This window comes from Phycisphaeraceae bacterium (genome assembly GCA_019636675.1).
In the GTDB taxonomy this organism is placed as follows: Bacteria; Planctomycetota; Phycisphaerae; order Phycisphaerales; family UBA1924; genus JAHBXC01.
The window spans coordinates 55241-71400 of record JAHBXC010000001.1 but is presented as its reverse complement, the minus strand read 5'-3'; the positions used below and the strand labels follow the sequence as shown (position 1 = coordinate 71400).

The following is a 16160-nucleotide window of genomic DNA, read 5'->3' as shown; positions in this document are numbered from 1 at the left end:
TCAGATCACCAGTCGCTCTCGGGGATGCCCATGCCCGAACGATCGGGGTAGGCGGGACGCGCCGGGCGCTTGTAGGGGTTGGCCTGGATGGCCTTGAGCATCTCTTCGATGGCTCGATCGAGCTGCGGGTCGCCGCCGTTGACCATCTTGGCCGGGTCGTCGACGACCACGATGTCGGGGTCGACGCCGTGGCCCTCGATGCCCCAGGTCCCGTCGACGTTGTAGAAGGCGAAGGACGGCGCGGTGATGCTGGAGCCGTCGACCATCGCGGGGTATCCGCCGATGCCGACGAGCCCGCCCCAGGTGCGCATGCCGATGATCGGCCCGACCTGGTGATGGCGGAAGAGGAACGGGAAGGCGTCGCCGCCCGAACCCGACAGCCCGTTGATGAGCATGCACTTGGGGCCGTTGTGTGCGCGGAAGGGGCTGGTCCAGTCCTTCCCGTCGCGGCGGGCCCAGTAGTTGGTCGCCGGGCGCTTGAGCAGGTCGATGAATCGCGAGGGCATCTGCCCGCCGCCGTTCCATCGCTCGTCAATGATGAGCGCGTCCATGTGCGCCTGGCCGAAGAACTGACGGACCAGCTCGTTCTGGCCCTGCGCGCCCGTGTTGGTGACGAAGATGTAGCCGACCTTCCCGCCGCTCTTCTCGTGCACATAGCGACGGTTGGTCTCGATCCACTCGCGATAGCGCAGGTCGCCCTCGTTGCCGATGGTCTGAACGACGACCTGACGGGCCTTGTCGTCCATGGTCGGGTTCTCGCTGACGGTGAGCGTGACGGCCCGCCCGGCGAGGCCCCGGAACGCGGCCCACGGGTCCTTGCTGGTGTCGACGGGCGCGCCGTTGACCGCGAGGAGGTAGTCGCCTTCCTTGACGTCGATGCCGCGCTGGTTGAGGGGCCCGCGCGCGTCGGCGTCCCAGTCGGCGCCGCGGTAGATCTTGGCGATCTTGTACGCGCCGTTCTCGAGCGCGAAGTCTGCGCCGAGCATGCCGACGTTGATGCCGGGGACGTCGCTCTCGTTGTCGCGCCCGCCGCGGTAGTACGCGTGGCCGACGTTCACCTCGGAGATCATCTCCTGGATGATGAACGAGACATCTTCGCGCGTGACGGCGTCGGGGAGCATGGCGAGGTGGTCCTTCAGGACCTTCTCCCAGTCCACGCCGTGCATGGTGGGGTCGTAGAAGAAGTCGCGCATGACGCGCCACGCGTTCATGATGATGCTCTCCCACTCGACGCGCGGGTTGGCGGTCTGGAGCATCGGGGCCGTGACGACGGCCTTGCCGGTCGCCCCGGCGCTCGCGTCGTGGATGTTCGCCGAGGAGCCCCTGGGCACGAGGATCTTCTTGCCGTCGGGGGTCATCTGGAACGAGCCGGCGCCGCGGACGACGGCCTTCTCTTCCTTCTTGTCGTCCTTGATGTTGAAGAGCATGATGTCGGGACCGCCCTCGATGCCGCGCGAGGTGGCGCGGACATACATGAGCTCGCCCTTGGAGTTCACCTCCAGGTTGCGGAAGATGCCGCGCCGGAGAGGGAGCTGCATCGAGCGCGCCTCGAACCCGGCGATGTCGATCTCGACGGGCTTGGCCTTCTTCTTGGCGTCGGGCGAGCCGGCGTCCTTCTTCGCGTCGGTCGGCGCGCCCTTCTTCGAAGCGGTCCACTTGCCCGAGACCGCCATGCCCTCGACCTCCCAGGTCCCGCTCAGCTCCGAGCCGGCGAGCTGCGCCTTGAGCACGACCGCGCCGACGGGCGAGGGGATCTTCGCGCTGAACTCGCCCGTCTCGGCGTTGAACTTCACCTCCGTCAGGGACATCGTCTCGCCGTCGGTCGTCGTCGTCGCGCCGTACGAGCCGTCGGCGTTTTTCGTGACGGACATCGTGAACGCGACGCTGTCGTTGGGCATGCCCATCGCGGCCATGCCGGTGGATGTCCCGGACCACTCGCCCTCGATGGGGACATTCGCCGCGCCGTTCTTCTTCTCGTCGGGCTTCTTGTCGGCGTCGGAGCCCTTCTTCTCGTCGTCCTTCTTCCACTCCTCCTCGTCGCTCTTGGGGAGGTACGGGGACTTCACGTCGTCGCGCAGGGGGACCGCGATCAGCACCTGGGTGTTCGTGTAGACGAAGGGGGACTCGAGCCCGCTGAACATGTCGTCGTACACCGGGCTGAAGTCGCGGTTGGAGGCGAAGTAGAGGAAGTCGCCGTCGCGGTCGAAGGCCGGCGACGAATCGTTGTAGAACCCGCTGGTGACCTGGTGGGTCGTGCCGTCCTTCGTGTCGTGGAGATAGATCGCGGTGTTCTCGCTGCCGCTGTCGTCGCGCTTCGAGTACGCCATCCAGCGGCTGTCGCTCGACCAGCTCGGGAGCATCGGGCTCGCCCAGCCGTCGGTGTCGACGAGCGTGCTCTCGCCGGACTCGACGTCGACGACGAACATGTTGCCCGCCTTGTCGGTGTACGCGACCTTCGCGCTGTCGGGCGACCAGTTGAGCCCGTAGTAGAAGGTCTCGCTGTCCTTGGTGAGCTGGCGCCTCTCGCCCGAGCCGTCGGACTGCATCAGGTGGACCTCGGCCTCGCCGGTCTCGTCGGAGATGTACGCGAGCCAGCGTGCGTCGGGGCTCCACGCGACGCTGCGCGCCTGCGTGGAGCCGTCGCGCAGCAGGTTGCGCGGCGTGCCGTTCTCAGCCGGGAGCGTCCAGACATCGCCGCGCGCGATGGCGGCCACGCGCTTCGCGCTGGGCGAGATGCTCCAGTCGGTGATCTGGTTGCTGACATTGTGCGTGCGGTCGCGCAGCGAGGGGCGATCGCCGGGGATGAACACATCGACCGGCACGCTGCGCCCCTCGGCGATGTCGTAGCGGTACAGCTTCGAGCCGTTCTGGAACACGATCTCGCCGCGACCGTTCGGACCGGGGCCCATCGAGGGCCACTTGATGTCGTACTCGCTGAAGCGCGTCAGCTGCCGGCGCTGGTTGTTGCGCGTGTTGTAGGACCAGAGGTTGAGCCGGTGGTCCGGGCCGTCGTCGGACAGGTAATACACCGTGTCGCCGGCCCACATGGGCATGGTGTCGGTGCCCTCCCAGTCGGTCATCTGCCTGGACTCGAAGGTCTCGAGGTTGAAGAGCCAGATGTCGGTCGCCATGCCGCCGCGATAGCGCTTCCAGGTGCGGAACTCGCGCGTGTGCGGCGTGTAGGCGAGCCACTTGCCGTCGGCGCTGATCGCGCCCATCGCGCCGTAGGGCACGGGCAGCTGCGTGGGCAGACCGCCGGACGGATCGACCGTGAAGAGCTGGGTCTGACGACCGAGCCCGGCGAGCCCGCTGGTGAAGAACACGAGCCCGTGGGTGTCGGTCCAGTCGTTGAGCACCTCGCCGCCGGGGTGGTGCGTGACGCGCTCCGCGATGCCGCCGTCAGCGGTGACGACGTAGATATCGCGGTTGCCCTCGTAGTTGCCGACGAAGGCGATCCGCTTGCCGTCGGGGCTGAACTTCGGGAACTGCTCCTGCCCCGGGGGGCTGGCGACGGGCGACGCGCGCCCGCCCTCGCGCGGGACGGTCCACAGGTCGTTGCCGTACGCGAACACGATGTGTGTCGCGCTGATGTCGGGGTAGCGCAGCATGCCGCCGTGCGGGTTGATGTCGGCGAGCGTGAGCGACGAGAGCGCCGCGAGCGCGCCCGCGGCGGCGGCGAGCACCCCCGCTGGCGAGAAACGAGCGCGCACGGCGCGGGGAGCAACGACTGAACTCTGTGGCATCGAGGGCGGTCTCCAGGCAAAGAGCCGACCACCCCGGGGCGCGCGATCGCGCCCGGGGGTCGGCGTGGGGAGACCTTTGTACCGGAAAACCGCGCCGGGTTTGCACCGGCCGGGACTCAATCAGCGCCGACGACGCAGGCCGACGAGGCCGACGCTCGCGAGAACCGCCGCCGCGCCGGGCGCAGGAACCGCCGCATCGATGCGGAAGATCAGGTACTCGTCGTGGTTGGCGCCGCCCTGGAGGGGGTTGGCGACCCCGGCGATCTGGTTCCACATCCAGCGCGCGTCGGTCTGGATCTCGGGGATCTTCCCCCAAGGCGCGGTCGAAGCGAGGTTTTGGCCACCCACGAACGGGGTGCCCCAGAGGTTGTTCGCGTCGGCGAGCGCCACCTGCGAGGCGATCTCGGCGGCGAGGGGGTGCGGGTCGCCGGTGTTGCGGCTGATGCCGGTCGCGAAGACCTGCCAGCGCGCATCACCGGAATAGATCGTCTCGATGCCGTTGCTCAGCTGCCCGACCAGGCCCTGCGCGACGCTCTTGTCGCTCCAGGCGGCGATGTAGACCACGCCTGCGGTCTCAAAGGTGAACGTCTCAGCGCGCGACCAGTTGTACTGGCCCACCGAGCCGGCGGCGCCGGTCTCGTTGCCGCCGACGTAGCCGATGCCGCCGCCGGAGAGGGTGTTGTAGATCGAGTAGTGGTTATCGGCGGTAAAGGTCGCCGTGATCACCGACGCATTGGCGGCGGTGGCGAGAACAGCGAAGCCGGCGGCGAGCGTCAGAGAGCGGGTGTTGCGCATCGAGTCTTCCCCTGCGTGGAGAGGTCGGAGACGGGCCCCACCGGCCCGACGACACCGACCACAGAGGAAGCATGCAATACCCCCCGGCCCCGGGATAGGCCGGTTGCCGATTCCGACGCCCGCCGCCGCGATGAAGGCGGCATGGCTTGCGCAGACTCACTCGGGTGGGCCCGAGAAGGGGTGACGAGGGTCCGATCAATCCTCGAGCGACACGCCGTCGTCGTCGACGGCGACGCCGGCGTTCCCGGACGAGGACGCCGGCTTGCCGACGCCCTTCTTCTCCATGACCTTCTTGCGGATCTCGGTGAAGAGGTCGGGGTTGTCCTTGAGGAACTGCTTGGAGTTCTCGCGCCCCTGGCCCAGGCGGACATCGCCGTAGGAGAACCACGCGCCGGACTTCTCGACGATGTCCTCGGTCACGGCGAGATCGAGCAGGTCGCCCGTCGCGCTGATGCCCTCGTTGAACATGATGTCGAACTCGGCGTCGCGGAACGGGGGGGCGACCTTGTTCTTGACGACGCGTGCGCGCACGCGGTTGCCGACATTCTGGTCGCCGTCCTTGATCGCGCCGGTGCGCCGGATGTCGATACGGACGGACGAATAGAACTTGAGGGCGCGTCCGCCCGGCGTGGTCTCGGGGGAGCCGAACATCACGCCGATCTTCTCGCGGATCTGGTTGATGAAGATGACGGTGCAGTTGCTCTTGGCGATCGCGCCGGTGAGCTTGCGCATTGCCTGGCTCATGAGGCGCGCCTGCAGGCCGACATGGGTGTCGCCCATTTCGCCCTCGATTTCAGCCCGCGGGATGAGCGCGGCGACCGAGTCGATGACGATGACGTCGACCGCGTTGGAGCGGACGAGGAGTTCGCAGATGTCGAGGGCCTGCTCACCGGTGTCGGGCTGGCTGACGAGCATCTCGTCGATGTTCACGCCCAGTCGCTTGGCCCACGAGGGGTCGAGCGCGTGCTCGGCGTCGATGAACGCCGCGACGCCGCCGGCCTTCTGGGCCTGGGCCGCGACGGTGAGCGCGAGCGTCGTTTTGCCGGAGGACTCGGGGCCGAAGATCTCGACGATTCGGCCCTTGGGGATGCCCTTGCCGCCCAGCGCGAGGTCGAGGGAGATCGACCCGGTGGAAATCCCGAGGATCGCGAGGTGGGCCTCTTCGTCGAGGCGCATGATCGAGCCCTTGCCGAAGGTCTTCTCGATCTGGCCGAGCGTGCGGTCGAGGGCCAGCTTGCGGGCCTTGGTGTCGGCCGCGCTGGGCGAGTTCGGGGTCGTGGACGGGGGCATCTGGGCGTCCTTGGAGAGGGCGGCCATCCGCCCGTTGAGTTTCGTGTCCGACTTCGCTGCGACCATACCGGGGCCTCCTTCGTTCGTCAATGTTCGGTGTGCGATAGGATGTCCGATATGGTCGGGCGTGTCAAGTCTGTTTGGTGAGTTTTCGGAAAGTTTTTGTTCGGGAGTATGTACTTACCGCAAATATGAGCCGTCGCGTGCCGCTGCCCCTTGTCAGAAAAGAGCGAATCTAGCGCAACGGCACCCATGCGCGTAGACTCAATCCCCGGATGGACAGTCCCTCGCCTGCTGTTTGTGAGTGTCCCGGTCTGGGCCCTTCTGGGGCCACCCGTCAACCGGCCGCTTCTTGTCCAAGGCGCGATCCACGGCTTCTTCCCACTCGCCCTCAATTTGCAGGCGATCGGGCTCTGGGCCGGGCTTGTTGGGCTCTCGCTTTGCCATGCGGCCATTGTAGCGTGCGGACAGCGGGTGCATTTGCGGCCGCGGCTGTTGACGGCCGCCGCACCGCACGGTACGCTGATCGGCCGCCACAGGGTCCGATATGGAGCAGACAAATGAGCCAAAGCGCCGCAGCCATCGAGATTGTCCGCAAAAGATTGGCAGACGCTGAGAGCCGTGCGGTCCTCATCCAGCAGGAAATCGTTCTGCTGCAGGGCCTGCTGGGGGAACTGGGGCAGGTCAAGGGCGACTCCGCAGCGGCAGTGCCTTCTGAGAAGGCTTCCGTGCCCAGGGCTTCCCGCGTCGTCGTACGCGCGAAGCGGAAGAAGCCTCAGCCTCCCGTTCGCGGCAAGGTCACTGGGCGAATCTTCGAGTTGGTGAAAGCGAAGCCCGGCATGACGCTCAAACAGATTGGCGAGACGCTGGCACCGGAGTTCCCGGACATGAAGGACGCCGTCCGCAACATCTACAACACTGCACACGCCATGAGCCGCCGAGGGCGCATCTACAAACCCGCCGACGACCGCCGCATCTATCTGGATGAAAACACCTGGCGCAGGATGCGCGAAGGTTAACCCTAGAAGTCGATAAAAAGGGCAGTCGCGAGGTTCAGTCGCGGCTGCCCAGATGGCCTTTTCTCCCAAGGACAAGGGATTTTCGATGACGGATCATCGCGGGCCTGAGTGGCCCACTCTAGCACGGCCCCCACCCCAACACAACCCAGCGTCGAGACTCTGCGCGACTCACTGTGAGGCGTGCTCCATCATCCATTTCATTTCGAGAACACCAATGATCGCTATGCGACATCAGTTGGTCTTCCCGTTCTCTGTTCTGGTGCACCCGCCGGACAGACCGGACAAGACCGTGTTCGTACGCCCCCACTGGAGGCGTCCCCCCGGCCTTGGAATCCACGAACCGAAGCGCGAACTTCGGTCGCGGATGCTCAGCACCACCAAGATGGAGGGCCTGAACAACTAAGTGAAAGCGTCCCTATCCCCGAGAGGGGGTAGGGCGCATTGCAGGTATGGCGAAACTGGCAAACGCGGTGCACTTGGGTTGCACTGGAGCGAGGTTGTCTAGGCCTCACACGCTCCATCCCGGTTCGAGCCCGGGTACCTGCATTCTTACATTTTTCCCATTTCCTGCAGGGGCATTATCGGCAAGAGCCGCCCGGGTGTCAAGAAGTTTTGGCGCGCAAGCCGTTTGTTTTCCGGGGTTTAACCCCTATTGGCACAACCCTTTGTAAACGCGGCGCTTGTGGCGCACTGTGCACACTCACGCCACATGGTCCCGATAAGCCAGCCGACGCCCCTCCGCCTGCCGGATCGCGGCGTCCAGCCGCTACCCGTCCTCAAGGGCGCGGGTCGAATAGCGGAAGGCGAACTCGTCCAGATAGGCCTGCAGGTGCTTGCGGGACACCGCGTGGAAGGTGCCGTAGATGCCGCGCTTGAGGTTGCCGAAGAAGCCCTCGACCGTGTTCGTGTGAATGTCGGTCCCCTTGCGGACATACTCGCGGGCCGAGTGCTTCACATGCTCATGGCCGCCCGAGACGACCATGCGGACATCGGTGTAGCAGCGGTTTTCGTCGGTGATGACGCGGGCCGTCGGGTCCACATGACGCATGATTTCGGGCAGAAGGTTGTCCGCGGTGATCGTCGGGATGACCTTTGGCCGGACCGCGCCGCCGCGCTGGACGATGGCCATGACGATCGGGCGGGGCGTGGCGCCGCCGCGCGGGGTGTTGGGGCCGCGATAGCGGGGCTTGCCGCCCATGTAGGTCTCATCGACCTCGACCGTGCCGCCGAGCTTTCCGGGGTTCGGCCCGTCGGCCATGGTGAACCGGATGCGGTGCATCATGAACAGGGCGGACTTGTAGGAAAGCCCGGTCTGACGCTGAATCTGCTTGGCCGAGACACCCTTCTTGGACGCGCACGCGGCCCAGAACGCAAAGCACCAGTGGCGCAGGGGGATTCGACTGTCCTCGAAAATGGTCCCGATGCGAACGGTGTACTGTTTCTTGCAGTCGCGGCAACGCCAGAGAAAACGGGCGTTTCGCTCGCCGGTGGCCCGGTCGGTCATCTTGTAGAAGGCGGATGACCCGCAGTGCGGGCAGGCGGGGCAGTCGCCCCAGCGACGCTTCTCCATGAACTCGACCGCGGCCAGCTCGTCCGCACAGGCCAGTGGGATTTCCCGCGTGGTGCTGGACTTGTTCTCGCCGACCTTGACGGGCTTCTTCTTGGCCATACGATCATTATACTTGACGCAATTCCTAAGTCAAGCCCTCATTCGGCGGTTTGCGGTAAGTACATACTCCCGTTTTTGTTAGGGCACCACTCCTCTCTCGCCTTCGCGCCCCTCCCCCCGATAGAACTGCCCATGACCCACCCCGACGCGTTTCCATCCCTGCAGGGCCGCCGCGTGACCGTCATGGGGCTCGGGCGGTTCGGGGGCGGGCTGGGGGCGGCCCGGTGGCTCGCGGAGCAGGGTGCCAAGGTGCTGGTCACTGACCTTGCGTCCGAAGACACGCTCGCCGATTCGGTCCGTGAACTCCGCCCGCTCGTCGACGCCGGGCTGGTCTCGCTCCGGCTGGGCGGGCACGACGAGCATGATTTCACCGACACCGACCTGGTCGTCGCCAACCCGGCGGCGCCGCTGCCCTGGAACAACCGCTTCCTGAACGCCGCGCGCGGCGCGCGCGTGCCGATCACCACGGAGATCGCGCTGCTGATCGAGCGTCTTCCCCGGCGCGATCGGGTGCTGGCTGTGACCGGGAGCGCTGGCAAGTCGACGACCAGCGCGATGCTCGCGCACGCGATGCGCGCCCGGCTGGGCGAGGAGCGGGTGCATCTGGGCGGGAACATCGGCGGGTCGCTGCTCGCGCATCTGCCCTCGATCGCGCCGGGCGACGCCGTGGTGCTCGAAGTCTCCAGCGCGATGCTGCACTGGCTTGACGACATCGCGAAAGCGGGCGTCTCGGCGCCCTTCTCGCCGCGCGTCGCGGTGCTGACGAATCTCTCGCCCAACCACCTCGACTGGCACGGCGGCATGGAGCACTATCGCGACAGCAAGCGCCTGCTCGTCGCCCACCAGCGCGAGGGCGACATCGCGGTGTTCGGCGACGAGTCGATCGTGTGCGACACGCGATCCGGCGTGCGCCGCGTCGAGCCGGCGACGATCCGGGCGCTCGAGCCGGCGATCGCGCGCGAGCGCCTCTCGGTCCCCGGGGCGCACAACATCCGCAACGCCAGCGTCGCGCTGCACGCGGCGGGCGTCTTCCTCGGAGAAGACCCCGGCGCGCTCGCGCCGTCGCTTGCGGGTTTCACGGGGCTCCCCCATCGCCTGCAGCTCGTCGCGGAGCGCGTGCTCGAACGCGCGGGCGAGCCGGTGCGCTTTTACAACGACAGCAAGTGCACGACGGTCGACGCCTGCCTGCTCGCGGTCGAGTCGTTCGCGAACGACCCGGGCGTCTCGCGCGTGCGCCTGATCGCCGGGGGGTACGACAAGAAGGTCGACCTCTCCCCGGTGGGCGCCCTCGCGGAGCGACTCGCCGGGCTCTATCTCGTGGGCGCGACCTCGGACCAGATCCTCGAGAGCGTCCCCCCCGGGGCGAGGGGGCGCGCGCATGTCTGCGGCACGCTGGACGGCGCGATGGCGAAGATCCTCGACGACGCGCGCGCCGGCGAGGTCGTCCTGCTCTCCCCTGCCTGCGCGAGCTGGGACCAGTTCGACAACTACGAGCGCCGGGGCGAGCGCTTCGCGGCCCTGGCGCGGGGCGGGTGACGGCGGACGCCCCTTCCCTGTATCGTGGCGCCATGAACCATCGCGCCCCCTTCGTGCTCGCGTCCGCGTCGTTGACCGCCCTCGTCGGGGCGCAGGGCCCAGCCCTCGCGCAGCAGGCGCCCGGGCCGGCCCGGGCGCTGTCGGAGCAGGCGAGGGCCGCCGTCGACGCCATGCTGGCCGAGGTGTCGGCCGAGCGACTGAAGCGCGATGTGGAGACGCTCGAACGCTTCGGGACGCGCCACACGCTCTCGACGACCGAGTCCCTCGAGCGGGGCATCGGCGCGTCGCGCGACTGGATCCTGGACCAGTTCGCGAAGGCGTCGTTCTCGGCGCAGCGCCCCACCGAGCTGCGCGTCGAGGCGATGCTCGACCGGCATCGCGTGACGCCCGAGGACGACACGCGAGGCCGGATCACGCGCGAGGTCGACGTGGTGAATGTCGTCGCGGTGATCCCCGGCGCGATGCCAGAGGCGCGCCACCGGATGTACTACGCGGTCGCGCACTTCGACAGCCGCGCCACCGACCCCAACGACGCCGAGAGCGACTCGCCCGGCGCGAACGACAACGCCTCGGGCACGGCGGCGCTGCTCGAGCTGGCGCGCGTCCTGAGCAAGGCGCGGCTCGATTCGACCGTGATTCTGCTCGCGACGGCGGGCGAGGAGCAGGGCCTGTTCGGCGCGCGCTTCCACGCGCGGCGCGTCAAGGAACTGGGCGGCGACATCCGCGCCGTGCTCAACAACGACACCATCGGCGACCCGTACGGGCACTACGACCGCTCGAGCGAGCAGGGGCGATGGGCGAGGGGCACTATCCGGATCTTCAGCGAGGGCGTCCCCCCTCGGGCGAGCGCCGCCGAGGTGCGGCGGATCGCGCAGCAGGGCGCTGAGAACGACTCGGAGGCCCGACAGATCGCGCGGTATATGGCCGAGGTCGCGCGCTCGCACCGGCTCGCGCTGCAGCCGACGCTGATCTATCGCAACGATCGGTTCCTGCGCGGCGGCGACCACACGGCGTTCCTCGAAGAGGGCTTCCCCCCCAGCGTGCGCGTCACGGTCCCGTACGAGGACTACGCGAGACAGCACGAGGACGTGCGCATGGTCGACGGCGTGCAGTACGGCGACCTGGCGTCGTTCGTCGACGCCGACTACCTCGCCGACGCGACGCGCCTCAACCTCGCGGCGCTCGTGCACCTCGCCAACGCGCCCAGCGCGCCCACGCAGGTGCGCGTGATCGTCGCGACGCTGGGCAACGACACCGTTCTGCGCTGGAGCGCGTCGCCCGAGCCGGACGTCGCCGGGTACGAGGTCGTGCGCCGGCTGACCACGAGCGCCGAGTGGGAGCACTCGCACGATGTAGGAAACCGCACCGAGGCCACGCTGCCCTTCACGAAGGACAACTGGCTGTTCGGGGTGCGCGCGTATGACCGGGACGGGTTCCGAAGCCCGGTGGTGTTCCCGACGACCGCGAGGGAGTGACCCGAAAACGACAAACGCCGCCGGTGCGAACACCGACGGCGCCGTCGTTGTGGATCGTGGGATCGCCGATCTGGCTCAGGCCTTGATCGAGGCGACCTTAACGCGCATGTAGCGCTGGCGGTGACCAGTCTTGCGCTTGGAGTTCTTGCGCTTCTTGTACTTGACGATGTCGATCTTCTCGCCCTTGAACTCGCGGGTGACGATGTCGGCGGTGACCGACGCGCCGCTGATGTAGGGCATGCCGAGGGTCGCCTTGTCGCCGCCCAGCATGAGCACGCGATCGAAGGTGACCGTCTTGGCGTTGTCGGCGAGGTCGCGCAGGTCGACCTCGATGATGTCGCCCTCGCGAACCATGAGCTGAGAGCCGCTGTCTTCGATGATCGCGTAGGTAGTCACGACAAAACTCCGCGGAGCAAAGCCGGTCGGCGCCTTTCGCAGGTGACAGCGTCCGATGGTCGGCGGGTGTTCAGGTCCAGATGCGAGCGGGATGATAGCCCGGGCGCCCGGCCCGGCAAGGGCCACGCCCGGGGGTGAACACCCCCCTCTCCGATACGGGCGGGGCCTCCCCGGTTGTCAGACGCCCCGGGCCGGCCTTGACTGCCCCATGCTCATCCGCGGCGAGCCCGATCTGCCCCGCTCGATGGAGGACCTCCTCCCGGCTCGCCTGCTCGCCCAGCTCGACCGGCTCGACATGGGCTCGAGCCGGGTCTTCGCCGGCAAGCTCGTGGGCGAGCGCCGGAGCAAGCGCCGGGGGCGCTCCGTCGAGTTCGACGACTTCCGGGACTACACCCCGGGCGACGACCCGCGGTTCATCGACTGGAACGCCCTTGCCCGGCTCGACCGGCTCGTGGTCAAACTCTTCCTCGAAGAGCAGGACCTCGCGGTGCACCTGCTGGTCGACGCCAGCGCGAGCATGCGCGACTCGGGCGGCGCGGACGCGCCGAGCAAGGTGGTCTTCGCGCAGCGACTGGCGTTCGCGCTGTCGTACATCGCGCTCTCCAAGCAGAACCGGCTCTCGCTCAGCGTGCTCACGCCCGGGGGCGTCGCGTCGCTGGGCGAGATGCGCGGCAGGCGGAACATCCAGCGTGCGGCGAGGTTTCTCATCGACAGCGTGCGCGAAGAACGAACCGACGCGCGCGCGAGCGCCGGGATAGACATCAACGACGGGCTGCGCGAGTTCGCGCGCCGGCGCAGCGGGTCGGGCGTGAGCGTCGTCTTATCCGACCTGTTGACGCCGGCGCCGGGCGGGCCCAGCGAGGGGCTGCGGTACCTGGCCGCCGGCCACGGCGAGGCGTCTTCGGGCTCGTTCGACGCGTTCGCGATCCAGATCATGTCGCCCAGCGAACTGGAGCCCGAACGCGAGGCGCAGGCGTCCGGGGGCGGCTCACTCACCGGGGATCTGCGCCTGGTGGATGTCGAGAGCGGCGCGGGCGTCGAGACGAGCGTGACGGCGGCGCTCATCAGGAAGTATCGCGAAAACCTTGAGCGGTACCTGGGCGACATCTCGTCGTTCTGCGCCTCGCGGCGAATCGCGCATGTGCTCATGCGCACCGACGCGTCGCTCGAAGAGGCGCTGCTTCGCACGTTGCGCCAACGCGGGTTGATCCGCTGACAATCCCGGGAACTCTGCTCAGTCCGCGTACTCGTACACCGTCACCGGGAGACGCTGGCGCCCCCACTGGAGCGCACGCTCGTGCGTGGGGTAGAGCAGGTCGAGCTTGTTGCCCTTGATCGCGCCGCCTCGGTCGAGGACCGGGACGATCTCGGCGTCGTGGTAGCCGGGGATGCTCACGAGCGAGTGCATCTTGAGCACCTTCGTGTCGGCGGCGACGAGCTTCATGCCGTTGGTCCAGACCGAGCGATTGCTGGCGGTGATGCCGTCGGCCCACTTGCCGCAGGAGCGCTCGTCGGGGCTGTACGCGGTGGTGACCATCCAGATGACCCGGACGGGGCGGACGGGCCGGTTGTCGAAGTAGCGGATCTCGGCGTCAGCCGGGTCGATCTCGACGATCTCGTCGACGACGAACTCGGGCGCCGGGGCCGCGTGAACGGTCGTGGTCTCGTGAGCGGGAGCCGGCTCGGCGGCGGCGTGCGTCTGCGACGCGTGCGCCGGGATCAGGTCAACGGCGGCGAGGGCGGGCGCGCTGAACTCGATCCCGCCGCGCTTCGCCCAGACGGCGGAGGTGGCGGTCACGCCCAGCGCGATCGCGAAGACGCCGAGTTCGAGGCAGTTCCGACGCAGGCGCCGGGTTGCAACGACATGACGCGCGCGATCGCTCGCTTCGTGGGTCCTGATCTGCATCTGCTCGTCGTTCTCACGCTCGGTCGCGAGCGCCAGTCCCTGGCTCAACGCTTCCGGCTCGGACGCCGCCCCGATGGGCGGCGTGGTCTCCCCAAACCCGTCGGGGCTGGGGGCCCTTCCTTGGACGAACCGGAGTCTAACGCCTCGCGGCCAGGACGCCAGCCCCCACCGGCTGGTCTGGGCGGCAAAATCGTGGCGCTCCGCCCGGTCCGAGAAAATCGCCCACTCAGCGGCGCTGGGGCACGCCGACTCGGACCAGAGCCCCTCCAGACGGATCTGGGGAGCATTCTGCTCGCCCTCGGGCGGGATTTCGTTGTCGTGGGAATGGCCCATCCCGGGGCTATCGGGCGGTCCGAGAGCCGACTGAAGCGTTCTCGGACGGGTTTTCGGCAGTCCCTTCGCGGGTGTCAGACCGGCTCGATCTCGACGATCTCCCGGAACGACTCCATCTCGTCCATGGACAGGTTCCCGGCTTCGCGCTTGGTCGCGTTGATCGTCGCGGCGGCGACGCCCTCGCGCAGCGCCCGCTCCCACAGCGCGGGCGACATCTCGAACCCGTTGGACTGCAGGATCGCGAACATCCCGGCGAGCAGCGCGTCGCCGCAGCCCACGGTGCTGACCACGAGCCCGGGATGGATTGGCGCCCAGGCGCGCCACGAGCCCTCTTTGCACGCGAGGACCGCGCCGTGCTCGCCCATGGTGGCGCAGACGCACTCGACCGGCCCGCCCGACGCGGCGGACAGCGCCTTGGCCGCGTCGATGACGCGCTCGATCGAATCGGTGTCCCTGCCGGACAGGACGCCCAGCTCGTGCTGGTTCAGCTTGGCCATCCAGAGCTCCTGCCCGCGCATGGCTTCGAGCGGCGCGCCGGAGGTGTCGACGCACACGCGTGCTCCCTGGCGTCGGCAGCGCCGGACCATCTCGAGGAAGTCCGACGAGGTGACCCCCGGGGGGCACGACCCGCTGAACGCGACGATGGTGCCCGGGCGCGACAGCATGGCCAGTTTGCTGGTGACGCGATGCACGTCCTCGCGCTGGACCTTGAAACCCTCTTCGCGGATGTGGGTCTCGGTGTCGTTGACCGGATCGACGATGGTGATGTTGTCGCGCGTCGCGCCGTGGACCGCGAGGAGCTGCATCACGATGCGCCCCGAGCCCAGACGCTCGAGGTACTCCTCGAAGATCGCGAGGTCCTGCTTGCCGATGAAGCCGGCGGCGATGGATCGCACGCCGAGCATCGCCAGCACGCGCGACGCGTTGATGCCCTTGCCGGCCGGGTAGAGCGCGACCCGCTTGGCGGCGGCGTGGGCGCCGATCGCGAAGCCCGGCGCTTCGAGCACGCGGTCCATCGCGGGGTTGAGAGTCACGGTCACGATCCGGCAGTCGGCCACGGGCGCAGCGTAGCACGCTCTCCGCGCCGCCGCGTCCCCCCTACCATGCCGCCTTCATGATCGAGCTCACCACGCAGGATGTCGCGATCACGGCCGGAGTCGGTCTGCTCGCCGGCGTTCTGGGCGGGCTGCTCGGCATCGGGGGCTCGATCATCCTCATCCCGGGGATGGCCCTCGCCTTCGGGTCGGCGAACCCCGAGAGCCAGCACCTTTTCCAGGCGTCGGCGATGGTGGTGAATGTCGCCGTCTCGTTCCCGGCGGCCCTGCGTCATCACAAGGCCGGCGTCGTGCGCCGCGATCTCTTCCGCATCCTGCTGATCTCGGCCGGGGCGATGATCGTCGTCGGGGTGCTCGTGTCGAACGTGTTCCCCGGGCTGGTGCTGCGCCGGCTGTTCGCGGTGTTCCTGGCGTATGTGATGCTCAGCAACCTGGTGAAGCTCGTGCGCAAGACGCCCGACTACCCGGCGGAACAGGCGAAGGTCACCTGGCCTCGCGCCGGGACCGCCGGGGGCGTGATGGGTTTCGCGGCTGGCGTGCTGGGGATCGGGGGCGGGGTGATCGGCATCCCGTTCATGCAGGTCTTGTGCAGACTCCCCTTGCGACAGTGCATCGGGGTCAGCAGCAGCGTGATGTGCCTGACGGCGATCGTGGGAGCCGCGATCAAGATCGGGACCATCGAGCGCCACGGCTTCCCGATCTCCGACGCCCTGCTCATCTCGGCGCTCCTGGCGCCGACGGCCTTCGTGGGGGGGCGTTTCGGCGCCGGGCTGACGCACAAGCTCCCCCTGCCCGTCGTCCAGGGGGTCCTGATCGTCCTGCTCGCGGTCTCGGTCTGGCGGATGGGCTTCGTCTGATTTCGGTGGCCCGGATCGCGCCGGCGCGCGAACAATCACCCGGGCCGGTGCGTCGAATCGCCCCGGTTCAGAGGTACGGACACCTG

The 16160-nt window shown here is 68.0% G+C and carries 12 protein-coding genes and 1 tRNA gene; 6 read left to right on the top strand and 7 right to left on the bottom strand.

All coding sequences use genetic code 11. The features are described from left to right. Positions 1–5: 5 nt before the first annotated feature. The 3 genes from KF684_00285 to recA all read right to left on the bottom strand — a co-directional run bounded on the left by KF684_00285 (position 6) and on the right by recA (position 5828). A complete protein-coding gene (locus KF684_00285; protein MBX3351347.1) occupies positions 6–3743 on the bottom strand; it encodes a PDZ domain-containing protein in 3738 nt (1245 codons plus the stop codon). Between the two features lie 120 nt (positions 3744–3863). Next, positions 3864–4538, bottom strand: a complete 675-nt coding sequence (locus tag KF684_00280; protein ID MBX3351346.1) for a hypothetical protein — start codon at positions 4536–4538, stop codon at positions 3864–3866. Between the two features lie 195 nt (positions 4539–4733). Then, the gene (recA, locus tag KF684_00275; protein MBX3351345.1) at positions 4734–5828 is read right to left on the bottom strand and encodes a recombinase RecA; all 1095 of its coding nucleotides are present in this window, start codon (positions 5826–5828) and stop codon (positions 4734–4736) included. A gap of 560 nt (positions 5829–6388) precedes the next feature. On the opposite strand from recA, the gene KF684_00270 reads away from it, so the two are divergent. Both KF684_00270 and KF684_00265 read left to right on the top strand, forming a co-directional pair. Next, on the top strand, positions 6389–6847 hold the full coding sequence (locus tag KF684_00270) for a hypothetical protein (GenBank protein MBX3351344.1): 459 nt from the start codon (positions 6389–6391) through the stop codon (positions 6845–6847). A 443-nt stretch (positions 6848–7290) separates the two neighbouring features. Next, positions 7291–7393, top strand: a tRNA-Pro gene (locus tag KF684_00265). A gap of 220 nt (positions 7394–7613) precedes the next feature. On the opposite strand, the gene KF684_00260 is transcribed toward KF684_00265, so the two are convergent. Next, the gene (locus KF684_00260; GenBank protein ID MBX3351343.1) at positions 7614–8516 is read right to left on the bottom strand and encodes an IS1595 family transposase; all 903 of its coding nucleotides are present in this window, start codon (positions 8514–8516) and stop codon (positions 7614–7616) included. Positions 8517–8648: 132 nt separating this feature from the next. Here KF684_00260 and murD point away from each other — a divergent pair, with 132 nt between their 5' ends. Both murD and KF684_00250 read left to right on the top strand, forming a co-directional pair. Then, positions 8649–10052 carry a UDP-N-acetylmuramoyl-L-alanine--D-glutamate ligase gene (gene murD / locus KF684_00255; protein MBX3351342.1) on the top strand — a complete coding sequence of 468 codons (1404 nt, stop codon included), beginning with the start codon at positions 8649–8651 and terminating at the stop codon, positions 10050–10052. Positions 10053–10084: 32 nt separating this feature from the next. Continuing rightward, entirely contained in the window at positions 10085–11527 is a 1443-nt protein-coding gene (locus tag KF684_00250; protein ID MBX3351341.1) for a M28 family metallopeptidase, read from the top strand. 75 nt (positions 11528–11602) lie between these two features. Here the strand turns inward: KF684_00250 and rplU are convergent, their stop codons facing one another. Continuing rightward, positions 11603–11923 (bottom strand): 50S ribosomal protein L21, encoded by a 321-nt coding sequence (gene rplU, locus KF684_00245; protein ID MBX3351340.1) that lies wholly within the window; start codon positions 11921–11923, stop codon positions 11603–11605. 208 nt (positions 11924–12131) lie between these two features. On the opposite strand from rplU, the gene KF684_00240 reads away from it, so the two are divergent. Then, the gene (locus KF684_00240; protein ID MBX3351339.1) at positions 12132–13139 is read left to right on the top strand and encodes a DUF58 domain-containing protein; all 1008 of its coding nucleotides are present in this window, start codon (positions 12132–12134) and stop codon (positions 13137–13139) included. 18 nt (positions 13140–13157) lie between these two features. Here KF684_00240 and KF684_00235 read toward each other — a convergent pair whose 3' ends face one another. Continuing rightward, positions 13158–14162, bottom strand: coding sequence for a 3D domain-containing protein (locus KF684_00235; GenBank protein ID MBX3351338.1), 1005 nt, complete (start codon positions 14160–14162; stop codon positions 13158–13160). 74 nt (positions 14163–14236) lie between these two features. Beyond that, positions 14237–15220 carry a hexose kinase gene (locus KF684_00230; protein MBX3351337.1) on the bottom strand — a complete coding sequence of 328 codons (984 nt, stop codon included), beginning with the start codon at positions 15218–15220 and terminating at the stop codon, positions 14237–14239. 56 nt (positions 15221–15276) lie between these two features. Here KF684_00230 and KF684_00225 point away from each other — a divergent pair, with 56 nt between their 5' ends. Next, on the top strand, positions 15277–16074 hold the full coding sequence (locus KF684_00225) for a sulfite exporter TauE/SafE family protein (GenBank protein ID MBX3351336.1): 798 nt from the start codon (positions 15277–15279) through the stop codon (positions 16072–16074). Positions 16075–16160 lie beyond the last annotated feature (86 nt).